The sequence below is a fragment of the Halomonas sp. BDJS001 genome (assembly GCF_026104355.1).
Taxonomy (GTDB): Bacteria; Pseudomonadota; Gammaproteobacteria; order Pseudomonadales; family Halomonadaceae; genus Vreelandella.
Map to the genome: position 1 here is coordinate 1,296,627 of NZ_CP110535.1, position 17,774 is coordinate 1,314,400.

Consider the following 17,774-nt stretch of genomic DNA (forward strand, 5'->3'; position numbering starts at 1 on the left):
CGCTTGCGTAGCGGGTTTTTTATACAACGCACTTATACAACGAGCTCGGGTTCGTTCACCAAGCTAAGCGCGTCATCAAAGAGGCGCAATCCTGCGCCTTCTTTATGGGCGTGTTCCGACAAATGACGGCGGAAGCGCCTGCCGCCAGGACAACCCTGGAACAGGCCCAGCAAGTGACGGGTAATATGATTCAGCTTCGCGCCTTCATCCAAGCGCTGCTGAATATACGGCCGGAAAGCTATTGCGGCATCCAGGCGGTTCGCCGCCGGGCCTTGCTCTCCAAACAGCTGCTCATCGACGCCCGCGAGCAGCCACGGGTTTTGATACGCCTCACGCCCCACCATCACGCTATCCACATGGGTAAGCTGCTCCTGGCACTCCGCCAGAGTTTTAATCCCGCCATTAATGCCGATATGCAATTCAGGACGGCTCTGCTTTAAACGGTGAACGCGGGGGTAGTTAAGCGGCGGCACATCGCGGTTCTGCTTGGGTGACAAGCCCTGCAGCCATGCTTTGCGGGCGTGAACGGTAAACACCTCGCAGCCCGCATCCGCAACGATAGCGATAAACCGCTCAAGGTCGGCGTCTTCATCCTGGTCATCAATGCCAATACGGCACTTCACCGTGACCGGAATAGATACCGCCGCCTGCATTGCCCGTACTGCATCCGCGACCTTTTCGGGGTAGCCCATCAAACAGGCGCCAATCAGATTGTTCTGAACCCGGTCACTTGGGCAACCCACGTTCAGGTTTACCTCATCATAGCCCCACGCCTCAGCAATCGCCGCGCACTCCGCCAGTTCACTGGCATCGCTGCCACCCAACTGCAGCGCAAGTGGGTGCTCCACCTCGTTATAGCCTAAAAAGCGCTCACGAGGCGTTCCGTGCAAAATCGCACCGGTCGTGACCATCTCGGTATACAGCAGTGCACGCCTAGTTAACGTGCGTGCAAATGCCCTGTAATCGCGGGTCGTCCAGTCCATCATGGGCGCCACAGAAAAAAGCCGACCACGATCTGCACTATTTTCTTTAAGTAAATTAGTCATTTAGTAACACTGTTGGCTGCGCCGAGTACAGCCATATTGCCTCTTAATTCCGTAATTAACGCACTCGATGTACCCCACAGTGTATCAAGCAGTGATATTGGCTGATGACTCGAAAATTCGGGTACAACTGAAGGCTTTCTCAGAAATAACGTTTTGTATGCGCGCCATTGTACGTAACAAAGGGCGTTTCGCACATAGCAAGGAGATCTCTCCGAAATGGAAACAGGTAAATGCCCAGTCCCCTAAGCGTGTTCAAGCGCATCGTCCAAATGCTGGATGTTGAGTTAAGTTATCTCACTTGCAGATTTCTACTTCGCGTACGCAAGTGAGACCAAAAGGCCTAGCGGCTCGCTCACCCCTCACGCCGTAAACACCGCATACACCATCTGCAGTGCCAGCCCCATCAACATAAAAGCGAATACCCGTTTGAGGAGTTTGACAGGTAGCTTATGCGCTAACTTTGCTCCGATGGGAGCCGTTAGGATACTGAAGGGCGCCATTAATAGTAACGCAGGCAGATAAACATAGCCGAGCGCCGCACTGGGCAGCCCTTGGGTAGACCATCCGTTGATTATGTAGCCAAGTGCACCGGCAACCGCGATCGGTAGCCCTACAGCTGCCGAGGTGCCAATCGCGCGGGGAAGTTTGACATTGCACCAGGTAAGGAAGGGCACTGTGAGTGAACCACCGCCAATGGCAACGAGCGCAGAAATACCACCGATGCCGAGGCCGACGCTGCTGACCCCAAGAGGGCCAGGTAAGCTGCGAGTGGGTTTGGGCTTGATGTTTGCCAGCATCTGAAGCGACATTAGCACCATAAAGCAGGCGAAAAAGATAGCAAGGCCACGCGTGGGTATCAGCGCCGCGATAAACGTCGCCAAAAAGGTGCCGACTAAAATGCCTGGGGTAATAAAGCGCACGATGTCCCAGCGAACGGCCCCGTGCCGATGGTGGGAAAGCAGGCTAGCGGTAGAGGCGGGAATGATGGCTGCCATGGCGGTGCCTAAAGCCAAGTGGGCAAGGTGGTCGTGGGACACGCCTTGAAGCACAAAAAGGGACGTTAAAATCGGCACCATAATGCCGCCACCGCCAATCCCCAACAAGCCCGCCATCAGACCCACAAAGCCGCCCAGTGCTACATAAGCCAACCACCAAATGATGTCCAAAGCCGTTGCTCCTAAAAGTGTCTTGTTAGCATGATAAGCACATTGTACCGGAAGCGTTGCCAGTAGCGGGGCCAAAAACGAGTATTCCACTGTGGCGGCGGCAATGCAGTGGTAAGCTGCAGAACAAGTAATATTTCGGAGTTCGTATGCGCAATGTAATAAGCAGTGTTGGCGTGTTGATGGTATCCGCTGCGCTACTGGCAGGCTGTGGTGAAACAGACGCACCGAATGAGTCGGCGGCAACCGCAGAACAAATCTCATCACCTGAACCGTCAGCCGCCGAGATAGCAGTGGCTGAAACGGAAGAAGTGGCGCCACTTGTCGTCGAGATAATGGCGCATGTCTCGCTGCGTAGCGACCGGCGTTTAATGGTGGAAGGCGAAAGCAACTTACCAGACGGAACACTGGTACAGGTGATTGTCGAGCGAGAGATTAGCAGCGTGCGTTGGCGCGAGCGAACACGAGTAGGCGATGGCATGTTTGCTGCGGGGCCATTTGGCCCTGGTAGTGGCTTGCCCGATGGTGGCTATATAGTGAGGGTTGACGTTTCCGAAGGTAGCGTACAGCCGGAAGCTGTTCAGACCCTTATTGGCCACCAGGGCCAGCACCTGGCAGGAGAGTTGGTTAGACAATCCCGCCATGGGCTGGGCCAAGTGGCCACCTACTCACGTCGCTTCTTGGTGGGGAGTGAGCCAAGGCAAACGCGTGACCAGGTGGAGGTGCTAGAGAGTCCGGGGAGGTAGACGCTTTAGGCAGGATGCCAATGGGCTAACAGTACTGCATGAATCGATGTGTCGCTTGGGGCCTTGGCGAAGTGCTCAATGACGAAACGATCGTCTCGTTGCACTACATAGTGGCCCGCCTTGTGAAACACATGGGTCGGCCCGAGTAGCAATAGATCACCCGCGTTAACGGGCGAAAAATCTGTACCTTGGCCAGGTGTTGCCATCACACAGGGTGCTTTCCAGTCAATGTTGAGCGGGAGATGACTGGGCACTTTAATGGTCGTTGCCTGTACCTGTTCCCAGGGGAGGGGGCCGGTATGAGTCAACGTTAATAGCTCGGGTGCGCTATCACCTTCCAACAGAGTTGCCAGGGAGCAGTCCAGGGCATCAGCGAGCGCCACAAGGCGTTCGTGACCGATCTGTTTGATCGCCCCAGATTCCCAATATGAAATGGTGACATCTGACACGCCAACTTTGCGCGCAAGGGCAGCTTTGTTGAGCTTGGCCCTAAGCCGCAGTTGCTTGATACGTGAGCCTAGCGATTCCATTTCGTCTTCCTGATAATGAGCGAAAATGCTCGTTGAATGACTTCCACTATAATAATATTTACTAATATAGATAGTGGCGCTATGAACATACGTTATTGGTCTGTCTCAAGCTTGGGGTATGCGCCCAAGGTTTTGCTGCAGAGCCATACTAAGCGATTGTGCTTTAGCGCGCATTAGTGGACAAATAACGTTGAGTTAATTTCTCTGACGCTTTCTTGAGCTAGTTGTTCCCTGGGCAACGCTGTTGGTTGCGCCTAAGGTGCGTATAATATTGCCATGCATTTTTGCCAATAGGACGTTTTCATGACCGTACGTACTCGCATCGCACCTTCTCCCACTGGAGACCCCCACGTTGGTACGGCTTACATCGCGCTTTTTAACCTCTGTTTTGCGCGTCAGCATGGTGGCCAATTTATTCTGCGCATTGAAGACACGGATCGAGTGCGCTCTACGCCTGAGTCGGAGCAGATGATTCTCGATTCGCTGCGTTGGTTGGGGCTTGAGTGGGATGAAGGCCCGGATATTGGTGGCCCCCACGGCCCTTATCGGCAAAGCGAGCGGGGCGATATTTATGCCCAATACGCCCAGCAATTGTTGGATGCGGGTCATGCCTTTAAATGTTACCGCACCAGCGAAGAGCTGGATGAACTGCGCGAAGCCCGCAAAGCAGCGGGCCTGCATTTGGCATTGAAGCCAGCTGATTTGGCGCTGGATAGCCAAGAGCAATCACGTCGGGAGCAGGAAGGTTGGCCTTATGTGGTGCGTATGAACGTACCCGCAGAAGGCGTGTGTGTAGTTAACGACATGCTGCGTGGCACTATCGAAGTAGAGTGGGCGCAGGTAGATGCACAAATCCTGCTCAAGTCAGACGGTATGCCCACCTACCATTTAGCTAATGTTGTTGATGACCACTTGATGGAAATTACCCATGTATTACGTGGGGAGGAGTGGATTAATTCAGCACCTAAACACCAACTGCTGTATGAGTATTTTGGTTGGGAAATGCCGCAACTTTGTCACATGCCGCTGCTGCGTAACCCGGATAAATCCAAGCTCTCTAAGCGCAAGAACCCAACCTCCATCAATTACTACCGTCGAATGGGTTTTTTACCCCAGGCTGTTACCAACTATTTGGGGCGAATGGGGTGGTCGATGCCCGATGAGCGCGAAAAATTCAGCTTGCAAGAGATGATGGCAGCGTTCGACGTGCAGCGTGTCTCGCTAGGTGGCCCGGTGTTTGATCTGGAGAAGCTGACTTGGCTTAACGGTGTGTACATTCGCGAAGACCTGGACGACGACGCATTGTTGCGTGCTCTTCGCGACTGGGCTTTCAATGAAGCCTACGTTAAGCAGATACTGCCCCAGGTGCGGCCACGGGTAGAAACGCTCTCCCAGGTAATGCCACTGGCAGGGCACTTCTTTTCGGGCCTTCCTGCGCTGACAAAAGCGTCGTTTGATAGTGTAAAGCTTGAGGAAGAGGAACTGGTTAAACTGCTCCAGTTCCTTGTTTGGCGGTTCGAGGGCGTTTCTGCTTGGCACAAAGAGGCGCTGCTGAGCGAAGTGAAGATACTTGCTGAGCATTTTGATTTAAAAATGAAGGTTTTCCTTGCACCGGTGTTTATTGCCATTACCGGCAGCACGTCCAGTACCTCGGTGATGGATGCCATGGCGATTCTGGGGTCAGACGTAACCCGGGCGCGCCTGCGCAGTGCAATAGAGATCTTAGGCGGCGTCTCCAAAAAACAGGCCAAGCGCTTTGAAAAAGAGTTTCGTGAAGTCCCTTCGTGAAATAGTTTGTAAAATTGTTTAGTAAAATCGGCTAACCGCAATTGGTATAGTATTAGCGCCAATTTCTTCTCTTAGGAAATTGGCGTTTTTGCAGTTGACGAAGGTCAGCGGAATCAGTATTATACGCTCCGTCTTCGCGACATGTGGGGCCTTAGCTCAGCTGGGAGAGCGCAACACTGGCAGTGTTGAGGTCAGCGGTTCGATCCCGCTAGGCTCCACCAATTCATATGGCTACCTACTAATGGTAGCGTGTGGATAGCAGCTCAAGAAGGCATATAGTGAGTGTTACACGTCCCATTCGTCTAGTGGTCTAGGACACCGCCCTTTCACGGCGGTAACAGGGGTTCGAACCCCCTATGGGACGCCACTACTCGTTTACCCTTCCTAATTGTTTATTTCCCTGGCAATGAGTTCTCTCATATGCTGGCTTTTTGCATTCCTGTCATTCGCAAAAAAAAGCAAAAATCGGCTAATTTTGGACGATTTTGTGCTTGACTTGTCCACTTTTGCGATTCTGGCTTAAAGGTTGTGCACAACCCCTTGTTGTTGACGCAAAAAAATCTTTAACAGAACTTAAATCTTTTAAAAACAACAACTTAACACAGGTTAAAAAATGACCAATTTAAGGCTGGCCCACTGTCCATGGCGATTTCGGGACGTTTTGAAGTGGTTGTGAACAGGGTTATCCACAGATAGTGTGGAAAACCCTGAACAAGATCCAGAAGCAAAAAAGTCAAGCGATAATAGGGTCGAATTAGGTGTTTTTGAAGGCCTTCGATGGTGCATCTGGCTATCGCAGCAGCCTGAGCTCAGAAAGGAAAAGGGGTGGCCTCTACGAGAAGGGCGCGCTCAAGGCATCTTGGTAGGTTGGTAATTGGCGCGAGCGCGTACGATGGCGCGTTGCTGGCCTATGAGCCAGAGCGTTAATCAGCCCATACGCAAAAGGCCACCCGAAGGTGGCCTTTGATCGTACTATCTAACGGGGATGAATTATTTTTTTGGATAGTCCCGCTGGTCGTGGCCAATATAGAGCTGACGCGGGCGACCAATTTTGTAGCTTTCGCTGAGCATTTCGTGCCAATGCGAGATCCAGCCAATGGTGCGCGATACCGCGAAGATCACGGTGAACATATTGGTTGGGATACCCATGGCTTTCAAAATGATGCCTGAGTAGAAATCCACGTTCGGGTACAGCTTGCGCTCAATGAAGTACTCGTCTTCTAAGGCAATCTGCTCAAGACGCTTAGCAATTTTGAGCTGCGGGTCGTCGGCCATGCCAAGCTCAGCAAGCACTTCGTCGCAGGTCTCTTTCATTACCTTGGCGCGCGGGTCAAAGTTGCGATAAACGCGGTGACCAAAGCCCATCAGCTTGAACGGATCATCCTTATCCTTGGCTTTATCGACAAAGCGTTGGATGTTCTCTTCGGAGTCTTCGCCGATTTCGTCAAGCATGGCCAGCACGGCTTCGTTGGCGCCGCCGTGAGCGGGACCCCAGAGCGCCGCGATACCTGCGCTAATACAAGCGAATGGGTTGGCGCCGGTAGAGCCTGCCAGGCGTACTGTCGAGGTAGAGGCGTTTTGCTCGTGATCCGCATGCAGCATAAAGATGCGATCCATGGCTTTCGCGTATACCGGGTTGATTTTGTACTCCTCGCACGGATTGCTGAACATCATGTAGAGGAAGTTCTCTGCATAGCTCAGGTCATTGCGCGGGTAGTTAAAGGGCTGGCCGACATTATATTTGTGCGACATGGCCGCTAGCGTAGGCATTTTGGCAATCAGGCGAATCGCGCTGATCACACGATCTTCTTCTTGAGTGATGTCCATGTGGTCATGGTAGAAAGCGGCTAAGCCACCTACTACACCGCACAAGATAGACATCGGGTGCGCGTCGCGGCGGAACCCTTTAAAGAAGTTATTGATTTGATCGTGAACCATGGTGTGGTTACGAATACGCGATTCAAAATCCGCATACTGCTCGTCGTTGGGGAGCTCACCAAATAGCAGGGTGTAGCATACCTCAACGAAATTAGACTCTTTAGCCAGCTGATCAATGGGGTAGCCGCGGTGAAGCAGTACGCCCTTGCCACCATCAATGTAGGTGATGGCAGACTGGCAGGAAGAGGTGGCCATAAAGCCGGGGTCGTAGGTGAACAGGCCTTCAGCGCCTAAACCGCGTACGTCGATGACGTCGGGGCCAAGTGTGCCGGAATACATGGGTAGCTCGATCGGTTTATCCAAACCGTCTACCGTCAATGTCGCTTTCCTGTCAGCCATGCTGGCCTCCTTTCGAATTCGGGTTGGGACGTAAAGTCATTGCTGCGCATACCGCGCCGGCGAAAAGGCTTGCCCACTATAGAAGTGTGCGACATTTTGTCAATTAGCCTATGCGCTAGCTACAGGTTGTACAAATATTGTTGTTGTGAATAATTTTTGTATATGATGAAAAAGCCTACATGATGGCGAAGCGTCAGAAGATTGACGATAGGCTTATATGATATGTTAACAGGCTTATCAAATTGCTAATCTACTGTCACTATAACCATGCTGCAGCGCAAAATCGACTCAGGATGAAGACAATTTTCTTGCACCATAGTCGAGTTAGCCCTGAGTTCGGTTTGTAAGCGAGGGCGAAGGTTCTTATAATCCACGGCGCGCGACCGGCAGGTAGGTGGTCGTGCCCGACTTGGCAACGGCCGAGCCCCTTCCAGCAACCACCGCCCGCTCGGGCCATGCCCGACCTGTCGCAGAGCGGGCCAAGAGAGTGTGTACAAAGCCGTGAATAGCAAACGACCCGTAAACCTAGACCTTACTACGATACATTTCCCACTGCCGGCGCTGACGTCGATCACACACCGCATCACGGGTGTCATCCTGTTCGTTGGCCTGATCTTCGCTTTTTGGGCGCTGGGTAAATCCTTGTCATCTCCTGCGGGTTTCGATGCCGTTAGCGATGCACTGGCCAATAATTTTTTGGCTAAGTTGATTGCTTGGGGACTGTTATCTGCACTGGCATTTCACTTTGTCGCAGGTATCAAGCACCTGCTGATGGATGCCGACATAGGAGTAACCCTTGAGGGTGGCGTTAAAAAAGCGCAGATCACCGTCGTGGTCAGCGCCGTTCTGATTATTCTGGCAGGAGTTTGGATATGGTAACTAACATTACAAGTTTTGGCCGTAGCGGGCTTTCCGACTGGCTGATGCAGCGCGTTTCTGCTGTTATTTTGGCCTTCTACACGGTCTTTATTGTTGCCTTCCTGCTGTTTAATCCGAACCTCGATTACTACGCGTGGAGCGGCCTGTTCAGCCAGACGTGGATGCGGATTTTCTCGCTACTGGCGTTTGTCGCCATAGCCGCACACGCCTGGATCGGTCTATGGACCGTCACCACCGACTATCTCAAGTCCACTCGCCTGCGCGTGGGTGTCCAAGCTGTCATCATCCTGGGCATTTTCGTGTACTTGGTGTGGGGCATTCAAATTTTGTGGGGAGCTTGATTACATGTCTAATCTGCGTAGCCTGACGTTTGACGCCATTATCATTGGTGGCGGTGGCTCTGGCCTGCGAGCCGCTTTGGAACTGGCAAAGTCCGGTAAAAAGACGGCCGTGTTATCAAAAGTGTTCCCGACCCGCTCTCACACCGTTTCTGCTCAGGGTGGTATCACCTGTGCAATCGCGTCCGATGACCCCAACGATGATTGGCGCTGGCACATGTACGACACCGTTAAGGGCGGTGACTATATCGCTGACCAGGACGCGGCCGAGTACATGTGTTCCGAAGGCCCGAAAGCGGTATTTGAGCTTGAGCACATGGGCTTGCCGTTTTCGCGTTTAGACAACGGCCGTATCTATCAGCGCCCATTTGGTGGTCAGTCGAAGAACTTTGGTGAAGGCGGCCAGGCGGCCCGTACCTGTGCGGCGGCTGACCGTACCGGTCACGCGTTGCTGCACACGCTTTACCAAAACAACCTGAAGAACAACACCGTTTTCCTCAATGAGTGGTACGCGGTGGATTTGGTCAAAAACGCCAGCGGTGATGTGGTCGGCTGTATTGCCATGTGCATCGAGACGGGCGAAGTGGTTCACGTTAAGTCCAAGGCCACTGTATTAGCCACTGGTGGTGCAGGTCGTATTTACGCTTCGACCACCAATGCGTTGATCAATACCGGTGACGGCATCGGCATGGCGCTGCGTGCGGGCTTCCCGATGCAGGATATGGAAATGTGGCAGTTCCACCCAACCGGGATTTACGGTGCGGGCACGCTGGTCACAGAGGGCTGCCGCGGTGAAGGTGGCTACCTGATCAATAAAGATGGCGAGCGCTTTATGGAGCGTTATGCGCCGAATGCTAAAGATCTGGCCGGCCGTGACGTTGTTGCCCGTTCCATGGTCATGGAAATCCTCGAAGGTCGCGGCTGCGGCGAGAAGGGTGACCACGTCTTCCTGAAGCTCGATCACTTGGGTGAAGAAGTCCTTGGCAAGCGCCTGCCGGGTATCGTAGAGCTTTCTAAGACCTTTGCGCATATCGACCCGGCGAAAGACCCGATTCCGGTCGTACCGACCTGTCATTACATGATGGGCGGTATTCCGACCAATATTCATGGTCAAGCGATTACCATGGATGAAAGCGGTAAGGATCATATTGTTAATGGTCTGTTTGCCTGTGGTGAGGCGGCCTGTGTATCTGTTCACGGTGCCAACCGCTTGGGCGGCAACTCACTGCTGGATCTGGTGGTCTTTGGGCGTGCTGCCGGCATGTTTATCGAAGGCGCGCTGAACGAAGGCATCGAGTACCTGGACGCTTCCGAGTCTGATATCGAGTTCGCCATGAAGCGGATCACGCGCTGGAACGAGTCTGAGGGTGGCGAAAGCATTCCTGAGCTGAAAGCTGAACTTCAGGAAATTATGCAGACCTCTTTCGGCGTATTCCGCGAAGAGAAAAACATGCTGGAAGGCGTCGATAAGCTAGCGCTGCTGCGTGAGCGCATCGCCAATGCTTACCTGCCTGACAAGTCCAATGCCTTCAACACTGCCCGTGTAGAGGCGTTAGAGCTTGATAACTTGATGGAAGTGGCAGAAGCGACGGCGATCGCTGCCCTTGAGCGCAAAGAGAGCCGCGGCGCCCATTCGCGCTACGACTATCCAGACCGTGATGACGTCAACTGGCTGAAGCACTCGCTGTTCTTCCCGGCTACCAAAGAGCTGAAAAAGCGCGACGTTAACTTCAAGCCGAAAACTGTTGATACGTTCGAGCCTAAGGTTCGTACCTACTAAACGCCGCATAGACGAGAGGGAGTCACTATGTCCAATCTTCAGGTATCCGTATACCGCTACAATCCGGAAACCGACTCCGCACCTTACATGCAGGAGTTTCAGGTCGATACCAAAGGCCGCGATGTAATGGTGCTGGATGTTCTTCATATGATGAAGGAGCAAGACAGCGGTTTGGCGTTTCGTCGTAGCTGCCGTGAAGGCGTCTGCGGTTCTGACGGCATGAACATGAACGGCAAAAACGGCCTGGCGTGCATCACGCCGCTGTCTGACGTTGTCAAAAACAACAAGCTGACTCTGCGTCCGCTGCCAGGGCTGCCGGTTATTCGCGATATGGTCGTGGATATGGGGCTGTTCTATAAGCAGTACGAGCGTATTCAGCCGTACCTGCAGAATGACACGCCACCGCCTGCCATTGAGCGTCTGCAATCGCCCGAAGAGCGCGACAAGCTAGATGGTTTGTATGAGTGTATTCTATGCGCATGCTGTTCAACGTCTTGCCCGTCTTTCTGGTGGAATCCAGAGAAGTTTGTTGGCCCGGCCGGTTTGCTGCAGTCATACCGCTTTTTGGCCGATTCACGTGACACAGCCACCAGTGAGCGGCTGAGCAATCTGGAAGATCCGTTCTCGGTGTTCCGTTGCCGTGGCATCATGAACTGTGTAGCGGTATGCCCAAAAGGCCTTAACCCTACCCGTGCAATTGGTAAAATTCGCGAAATGTTACTCGCTGACGCTACCTAAGCCTATGACATATTAGTAAAAAAGCGTCTGCCACTTAAGTTGGGTGATAATGCCACTTAAATCATGGCGCTTCGCTTGTTATCATAGGGTTTGTCACGCGGTGCGGCCTCACGTCGCACCGCTGATCAGACAAGTTTGAAAGCCGGTACCTGAGGTACCGGCTTTCGAGCATGAATTGAAGACGAAACACCGTACGACCGTTAGATGATGAATAGCTAGACGAACAGGGTTTCCGGCCGTTGGCCGCGCCGCCGGCAAATGTCCCGCCCCGCCGGCAGGGCAATAGCGATGTCGCCGCACGTTTGCGACGATACCGATACCACCCCATCAGTGCAGGGTGACCGAGAGATGCAACAAGGCATAATGGAGTTGATGTGGCGTTCCTCTCACGTTAGTGGCGGCAATGTTCACTACGTGGAAGCGCTTTACGAGCAGTACCTCGCCGATCCTGAGTCTGTCCCTGACGAATGGCGCAGCTATTTTGACCAGTTGCCGCGTCCCGAGGGCAGTGCCTCCCACGATGTTCCACTTAGCCCCGTGCGTGATCAGTTCTACCAGTTGGGGCGCGAAAGCCGCCCGGGCCGTGTAGTCGCCGCTGCTGATAGCGGTGAAAACAAGAAGCAGGTAAAAGTCCTGCAACTGATTAACGCTTACCGCTTCCGTGGCCATCAAAAGGCCAATATCGACCCGCTAGGACTGCGTAATCCCACCCCCGTCCCCGACCTCGATCTGTCCTTTCATCAGCTCTCAAAAGCTGACCTGGACACCGAGTTCCAAACCGGTTCTTTCTTTTTAGGTATCGACAAGGCGCCCCTACGTGACATCGTAGACGCGTTGGAGCGCACATACTGCCGCTCCATCGGCTGCGAAATCATGCATATCGTCGATACGGAAGAGAAACGCTGGTTACAGCGGCGTTTTGAGTCGGTACGCAGTGCGCCTGACTTCAGTGCCGATGTGCGCAAGCACGTGCTGGAGCGTTTGACGGCCGCCGAAGGTTTGGAGAATTACCTGGCATCCAAGTATCCAGGTACCAAGCGTTTTGGTCTGGAAGGCGGCGAATCGTTTGTGCCGATGATGGATGAACTTATCCAACGTGCCGGCGGCTATGGCACCAAGGAAGTGGTCATCGGTATGGCGCACCGTGGTCGACTCAACCTGTTGGTCAATATTTTGGGTAAAAACCCAGCTGACTTGATTGATGAGTTCGACGGCAAGAAAGTCATCGAGCGCGGTTCAGGTGATGTGAAGTATCATCAGGGTTTCAGTTCGAACGTCATGTCGCCGGGCGGCGAAGTCCATTTGGCGATGTCGTTTAACCCATCGCACCTGGAAATTGTCGCGCCTGTCGTAGAGGGCTCGGTGCGTGCCCGCCAAGATCGCCGTAACGACGAAGAGGGCAGCAAAGTGCTGCCGATTAACGTCCACGGCGACGCAGCGTTTGCCGGTCAAGGCGTGGTGATGGAGACATTCCAGATGTCCCAGACCCGAGCTTATAAAACCGGTGGCACCGTCCACATTGTGATTAACAACCAAGTGGGCTTCACCACCTCGCATCCGCTGGATGCACGCTCTACCGAATACTGCACTGATATTGCCAAGATGGTTCAAGCGCCTATTTTTCATGTCAATGGCGATGACCCGGACGCAGTGCTGCACGCCACCCAAGTAGCCCTTGATTACCGTCAGCAGTTTAAGAAAGACGTGGTGATCGATTTGGTCTGCTACCGGCGTCGTGGCCACAACGAAGCTGATGAGCCGTCAGGCACGCAGCCGATGATGTATGCCAAGATCAAAGACCATCCTTCGGCGCGCACGCTGTATGCCAAGCGCTTGGTTGAGCAGGGTGTGATCTCCGAAGAAGACGCCAAAGCGATGGTGGAAACCTATCGTGATGATCTGGTGGCAGGCAACCACGTTGCCAATGCGCTAGTTCAAGAGCCTAATGCGTCGCTGTTCGTTGACTGGGCGCCTTATCTGGGCCACGAATGGTCGGGCGATGCCGACACGACCTTTGATATGAAGCGTCTGCAGCAGTTGGCGGCGCGTATGTGCGAGGTGCCGGATGGCGTCGAAGTGCAGCGCCAAGTAGCCAAAATATATGAAGATCGGCGTAAAATGCAGGCCGGTGGTTTGGCACTTAACTGGGGCTTTGCGGAAACGCTGGCCTACGCCACGCTGCTTGATCAAGGCCATCCGATCCGGATTACCGGGCAAGACGTGGGTCGCGGTACGTTCTCCCACCGTCATGCAGTGGTGCACAACCAGAAAGATGGCACCACTTATGTTCCGCTACAGAACATGGCCGACGGTCAGCCGCGTTTCACCATCCATGACTCCTTCCTTTCGGAAGAAGCGGTACTGGCATTTGAGTACGGTTACTCAACCACTGCGCCGAATGATTTGGTGATTTGGGAAGCCCAGTTTGGTGACTTCTTTAATGGTGCCCAGGTCGTCGTGGATCAGTTCATCTCCTCGGGTGAAACGAAGTGGGGCCGGGTGTGTGGGTTAACCATGCTGTTGCCACACGGCTATGAAGGCCAGGGCCCTGAACACTCTTCGGCACGTCTGGAGCGCTTCCTGCAAATGTGTGCTGAACACAATATGCAGGTCTGTGTACCGACCACGCCCGCGCAGATTTACCATCTACTGCGTCGTCAGGTGATTCGTCCGCTGCGCAAGCCGCTGGTGGTCATGACACCTAAATCACTGCTGCGTCACAAAGAGGCGACGTCGAGCCTTGAAGATCTGGCCCACGGCAAGTTCCATATGGTGCTCGCTGACCAGGCAGATCTCGCGGCGGAGAAAGTCACCCGCGTTGTGCTATGTGCTGGCAAGGTCTACTACGACTTAGCCGCTTGGCGCGCTGAGAATGAGCGTCATGACACGGCAATCTTACGTCTGGAGCAGCTCTACCCCTTCCCGAAAGAAGAGCTTCTGGAAGCGCTGCAAGACTATACCAACGTAGAGGACATTGTGTGGTGTCAGGAAGAGCCGCTCAATCAGGGCGCTTGGTACTCCAGTCAGCACAATATGCGTGCAGTGGCCGATATGATTAATGATGGCCTCGGTCGCGAGTTGAAATTTGCCGGACGTCCTGCCTCTGCTGCCCCAGCAGCTGGCTATATGTCCGTCCATACTGAACAGCAGCGCCAGCTGGTGGAAGACGCTTTTAATTTATAAGCGGCCACCGGATTTAGAGAATATATAAGGGAAACGACATGGCTACTGAGATCAAAGCGCCAACCTTTCCGGAATCCGTTGCCGAAGGCACAGTGGCGGCGTGGCATAAAAAGCCGGGTGACAGCGTTGAGCGTGACGAGCTGATTGTTGAGATCGAAACCGACAAAGTGGTGTTGGAAGTCGTCGCACCGGAAGCGGGTACCCTGACTGACGTGATGGCCGAAGAGGGCGATACCGTTCAGTCGGAGCAGGTGCTGGGCAAAATCGGTGAAGGCAGCGCGTCTGGCGACAAGGAAGAGAAATCTTCTGGCGATGACAGCGCTGAAAAAAACGAAGAGAAGCCTGAGGCTAAGGCGTCTGAAGAGAAGCAAGAAAAGCCTGCCAGCGGCGGCGGTAATGGTGGCGGCAAGCAGCACGACGTAAAAGCCCCCAGCTTCCCTGAGTCAATTCAGGAAGGCACCGTAGCCACCTGGCACAAAAAAGTCGGCGAAGCAGTGAAGCGTGATGACGTGCTGGCCGATATCGAAACCGACAAGGTGGTGCTGGAAGTGGTGGCACCGGCCGACGGCGCCCTGGCTGAAATTAAAGCCGAAGAGGGCAGCCAGGTCGAATCAGAAGCGATTCTCGCGACCTTCACCGAAGGCGCAGGTGGCGACAGTAGTGGCGAAAGCGGCGGCGATTCAGCGCCTGCTAAAGCAGACAGCAGCGATGACGATGGCGCCGACGAGAAAGTGGGTGGCAAAATCCTTGCCCCTGCCGCGCGTAAAATGGTCGCCGAGCACGATCTGGACGTTGCCAAGATCGAGGGCACCGGCAAAGGTGGCCGCATCTTGAAAGAAGACGTTCAGAAAGCGGTCAAAGACGGCTCCGCCAAGAAAGCAGCGAAATCGGCTGCTCCGGCGAAAGCCGCTGCTGCACCGGCTGCCGAGGGTGAGCGCATTGAGAAGCGCGTGCCGATGAGCCGCCTGCGTCAGACCATCGCCAAGCGCTTGGTACAGGCGCAGCAAACGGCGGCGATGTTGACTACTTATAACGAAGTGGACATGACCGAGATCATGGCTCTGCGCGCGCAGTACAAAGAGACGTTCTTAAAAGCTCACGATATCAAGCTGGGCTTTATGGGCTTCTTTGTCAAAGCGGCGTCAGAAGCGCTCAAGCGATTCCCCGACGTTAACGCCTCCATCGACGGCACCGACATCGTTTATCACGGCTATCAGGATATCGGCGTTGCCGTATCCACCGACCGTGGTTTGGTTGTGCCGGTACTGCGTGACACCGACAGCATGAAAATTGCTGACGTCGAGCGCAAGATTGTCGATTTCGGCAAGCGTGGTCGTGACGGTAAGCTGGGCATGGACGACATGATCGGCGGCACCTTTACCATCACCAATGGCGGCACCTTTGGCTCGTTGATGTCGACCCCGATCATCAACCCGCCGCAAACCGCCATTCTGGGCATGCACAAAATCCAGGATCGTCCGATGGCAGTCAACGGCAAGGTCGAGATTCGCCCGATGATGTATCTGGCGCTCTCTTATGACCACCGTATGATCGACGGCAAAGACGCCGTTCAATTCTTGGTTACTCTCAAAGAGTTGCTGGAAGACCCGGCTCGTCTGCTGCTGGATGTCTAAAGCACAAGTGTCGTAGTGATAAAGATAGTGATTCAATACGCTACTGCTTAACCAGGATTTATCTGCAATCGCACTCAGCCTCCCGCCCGGTTTTAGTCAATACGGGGGGAGGCCAGCAAGCTAAAGGAGCCAACATGGCTGATAAGTTTGATGTGATCGTTATCGGTGCCGGCCCTGGTGGTTACGTTGCCGCCATTCGTGCTGCACAAATGGGCCTAAAAGCGGCCTGTGTCGAAAAATGGATTGGTAAAGAAGGCAACGTTGTTCACGGCGGCACCTGCTTGAACGTAGGTTGTATCCCGTCTAAAGCGTTGCTTGAAGCGTCGCATAAGTTTGTCGAAGCCAAGCACGATTTCGACGATATGGGTATCCAGGCGGGTGATGTCTCCATGGACGTCACCAAGATGATGGCGCGTAAGGACAAGATCGTTAAGAACTTGACCGGCGGCATTTCAGGCTTGTTCAAGGCCAATGGCGTTACCGCCATCGAAGGTACCGGTAAAGTGGTGTCTGGCAAGCAGGTTGAAGTCACTGACCACGACGGCAATACCACCACCTATGATGCCGAGAACATCGTAATTGCGGCGGGCTCAGTACCGGTGGAAATTCCGCCGACCCCGTTGACCGAAGGCCTGATTGTCGACTCTACCGGCGCCCTTGAATTCACTGAAACGCCTAAGCGTTTGGGTGTGATTGGCGCCGGCATTATCGGTCTTGAATTAGGCAGCGTATGGAACCGTCTGGGCTCTGAAGTCACCGTACTTGAAGCCATGGACTCCTTCCTGCCGATGGTGGATGCCACCGTTGCCAAAGAGACGCAGAAACTGCTCAAGAAGCAGGGTCTGGATATCAAATTGGGCGCTCGCGTTACCGGTTCTGAAGTCAAAGGCGAAGAAGTCGTTGTGAAATACAGCGATGCCAACGGCGAACAAGAGATGACCTTCGACAAGCTCATCGTTTGTGTCGGCCGTCGCCCCTACACCAAAGGCGTCATCGCTGACGGTGTCAGTATCGAGTTGGATGAGCGTGGCTTTATCTTCGTTGATGACCAGTGCCGTACCAATGTCCCGGGCGTTTACGCCATTGGTGACTGTGTTCGCGGTCCCATGCTGGCGCACAAAGCGTCTGAAGAGGGCATCATGGTGGCCGATATCATCGCTGGCCATAAAGCCGAGATGAACTACGACACTATTCCGAGCGTTATCTACACCTACCCCGAAGTGGCATGGGTCGGTATGACTGAACAGGACGCCAAAGCAAAAGGAATTGAAGTCAAAACCGGCACTTTCCCCTTCGCGGCCAGCGGCCGTGCCATGGCGAACAACGCTACCGAAGGCAGCGCCAAAATCATCGCCGATGCGGAAACTGACCGCATTCTCGGTATGCACATCGTGGGTCAGCACGCTGGCGAGATGATTGCCCAGGGCGTGATTGCCATGGAATTCGGCTCTAGCGCCGAAGACCTGGCCCTGACCTGCTACGCGCATCCGACCATGTCGGAAGCTGTTCATGAAGCAGCGCTTGCGGTTGATGGCCACGCTATTCATATGGCTAATCGCAAAAAGCGTAAATAATTCAGTAAGCAACAACGAAGCGCCACCTTTTAAGGGTGGCGCAAACTTTCGGCTTTGTCTTAATCCACAAAGATCGAAAGAACGGGGATGGCCCGTTC

The 17,774-nt window shown here is 53.8% G+C and carries 13 protein-coding genes and 2 tRNA genes; 11 read left to right on the forward strand and 4 right to left on the reverse strand.

What is annotated here, in order from left to right:
* Window positions 1-32 precede the first annotated feature (32 nt).
* Together dusA and OM794_RS05995 are read right to left on the reverse strand one after the other, a co-directional pair.
* On the reverse strand, window positions 33-1,046 hold the full coding sequence (dusA, locus tag OM794_RS05990; RefSeq protein WP_226248572.1) for a tRNA dihydrouridine(20/20a) synthase DusA: 1,014 nt from the start codon (window positions 1,044-1,046) through the stop codon (window positions 33-35).
* Window positions 1,047-1,405: 359 nt separating this feature from the next.
* Window positions 1,406-2,212: a sulfite exporter TauE/SafE family protein gene (locus tag OM794_RS05995; RefSeq protein WP_226248575.1), complete on the reverse strand. Its 807-nt coding sequence runs from the start codon at window positions 2,210-2,212 to the stop codon at window positions 1,406-1,408.
* A 146-nt stretch (window positions 2,213-2,358) separates the two neighbouring features.
* On the opposite strand from OM794_RS05995, the gene OM794_RS06000 reads away from it, so the two are divergent.
* Window positions 2,359-2,955: a hypothetical protein gene (locus OM794_RS06000; RefSeq protein ID WP_226248576.1), complete on the forward strand. Its 597-nt coding sequence runs from the start codon at window positions 2,359-2,361 to the stop codon at window positions 2,953-2,955.
* 5 nt (window positions 2,956-2,960) lie between these two features.
* Here the strand turns inward: OM794_RS06000 and OM794_RS06005 are convergent, their stop codons facing one another.
* Entirely contained in the window at window positions 2,961-3,485 is a 525-nt protein-coding gene (locus OM794_RS06005; protein ID WP_035563045.1) for a helix-turn-helix domain-containing protein, read from the reverse strand.
* Window positions 3,486-3,788: 303 nt separating this feature from the next.
* On the opposite strand from OM794_RS06005, the gene gltX reads away from it, so the two are divergent.
* The 3 genes from gltX to OM794_RS06020 all read left to right on the forward strand — a co-directional run bounded on the left by gltX (window position 3,789) and on the right by OM794_RS06020 (window position 5,640).
* Complete coding sequence (gltX, locus tag OM794_RS06010; RefSeq protein ID WP_226248578.1) at window positions 3,789-5,273, forward strand: glutamate--tRNA ligase; 1,485 nt, start codon at window positions 3,789-3,791, stop codon at window positions 5,271-5,273.
* Between the two features lie 145 nt (window positions 5,274-5,418).
* Window positions 5,419-5,494, forward strand: a tRNA-Ala gene (locus OM794_RS06015).
* 70 nt (window positions 5,495-5,564) lie between these two features.
* Window positions 5,565-5,640: transfer RNA gene (locus OM794_RS06020), tRNA-Glu, on the forward strand.
* Window positions 5,641-6,263: 623 nt separating this feature from the next.
* Here the strand turns inward: OM794_RS06020 and gltA are convergent.
* Window positions 6,264-7,550 (reverse strand): citrate synthase, encoded by a 1,287-nt coding sequence (gltA, locus tag OM794_RS06025; protein ID WP_226248580.1) that lies wholly within the window; start codon window positions 7,548-7,550, stop codon window positions 6,264-6,266.
* Between the two features lie 501 nt (window positions 7,551-8,051).
* On the opposite strand from gltA, the gene sdhC reads away from it, so the two are divergent.
* The 7 genes from sdhC (at window position 8,052) to lpdA (ending at window position 17,676) form a co-directional block, all read left to right on the forward strand.
* Entirely contained in the window at window positions 8,052-8,429 is a 378-nt protein-coding gene (gene sdhC, locus OM794_RS06030) for a succinate dehydrogenase, cytochrome b556 subunit (RefSeq protein WP_226248774.1), read from the forward strand.
* Window positions 8,423-8,770, forward strand: coding sequence for a succinate dehydrogenase, hydrophobic membrane anchor protein (gene sdhD, locus OM794_RS06035; protein WP_226248582.1), 348 nt, complete (start codon window positions 8,423-8,425; stop codon window positions 8,768-8,770). Before sdhC ends, sdhD begins: the two co-directional genes overlap by 7 nt.
* 4 nt (window positions 8,771-8,774) lie before the next feature.
* Window positions 8,775-10,547: a succinate dehydrogenase flavoprotein subunit gene (gene sdhA, locus OM794_RS06040; RefSeq protein WP_088701075.1), complete on the forward strand. Its 1,773-nt coding sequence runs from the start codon at window positions 8,775-8,777 to the stop codon at window positions 10,545-10,547.
* Window positions 10,548-10,574: 27 nt separating this feature from the next.
* A complete protein-coding gene (locus tag OM794_RS06045) occupies window positions 10,575-11,285 on the forward strand; it encodes a succinate dehydrogenase iron-sulfur subunit (RefSeq protein ID WP_088701076.1) in 711 nt (236 codons plus the stop codon).
* Window positions 11,286-11,633: 348 nt separating this feature from the next.
* Window positions 11,634-14,468 (forward strand): 2-oxoglutarate dehydrogenase E1 component, encoded by a 2,835-nt coding sequence (locus tag OM794_RS06050; protein WP_226248776.1) that lies wholly within the window; start codon window positions 11,634-11,636, stop codon window positions 14,466-14,468.
* 38 nt (window positions 14,469-14,506) lie between these two features.
* Window positions 14,507-16,102 carry a 2-oxoglutarate dehydrogenase complex dihydrolipoyllysine-residue succinyltransferase gene (odhB, locus tag OM794_RS06055; RefSeq protein WP_226248584.1) on the forward strand — a complete coding sequence of 532 codons (1,596 nt, stop codon included), beginning with the start codon at window positions 14,507-14,509 and terminating at the stop codon, window positions 16,100-16,102.
* 134 nt (window positions 16,103-16,236) lie between these two features.
* The gene (lpdA, locus tag OM794_RS06060) at window positions 16,237-17,676 is read left to right on the forward strand and encodes a dihydrolipoyl dehydrogenase (protein WP_226248586.1); all 1,440 of its coding nucleotides are present in this window, start codon (window positions 16,237-16,239) and stop codon (window positions 17,674-17,676) included.
* Window positions 17,677-17,774: the final 98 nt, after the last annotated feature.

What these genes read in the sequence shown, in the direction of transcription:
- odhB (WP_226248584.1), top strand. Translation starts at nt 14,507, where the DNA reads ATGGCTACTGAGATCAAAGCGCCAACCTTTCCGGAATCCGTTGCCGAA.
- gltX (WP_226248578.1), top strand. Translation starts at nt 3,789, where the DNA reads ATGACCGTACGTACTCGCATCGCACCTTCTCCCACTGGAGACCCCCAC.
- OM794_RS06045 (WP_088701076.1), top strand. Translation starts at nt 10,575, where the DNA reads ATGTCCAATCTTCAGGTATCCGTATACCGCTACAATCCGGAAACCGAC.
- OM794_RS06005 (WP_035563045.1), bottom strand. Translation starts at nt 3,485, where the DNA reads ATGGAATCGCTAGGCTCACGTATCAAGCAACTGCGGCTTAGGGCCAAG.
- OM794_RS06050 (WP_226248776.1), top strand. Translation starts at nt 11,634, where the DNA reads ATGCAACAAGGCATAATGGAGTTGATGTGGCGTTCCTCTCACGTTAGT.
- dusA (WP_226248572.1), bottom strand. Translation starts at nt 1,046, where the DNA reads ATGACTAATTTACTTAAAGAAAATAGTGCAGATCGTGGTCGGCTTTTT.
- sdhD (WP_226248582.1), top strand. Translation starts at nt 8,423, where the DNA reads ATGGTAACTAACATTACAAGTTTTGGCCGTAGCGGGCTTTCCGACTGG.
- lpdA (WP_226248586.1), top strand. Translation starts at nt 16,237, where the DNA reads ATGGCTGATAAGTTTGATGTGATCGTTATCGGTGCCGGCCCTGGTGGT.
- OM794_RS06000 (WP_226248576.1), top strand. Translation starts at nt 2,359, where the DNA reads ATGCGCAATGTAATAAGCAGTGTTGGCGTGTTGATGGTATCCGCTGCG.
- gltA (WP_226248580.1), bottom strand. Translation starts at nt 7,550, where the DNA reads ATGGCTGACAGGAAAGCGACATTGACGGTAGACGGTTTGGATAAACCG.
- sdhA (WP_088701075.1), top strand. Translation starts at nt 8,775, where the DNA reads ATGTCTAATCTGCGTAGCCTGACGTTTGACGCCATTATCATTGGTGGC.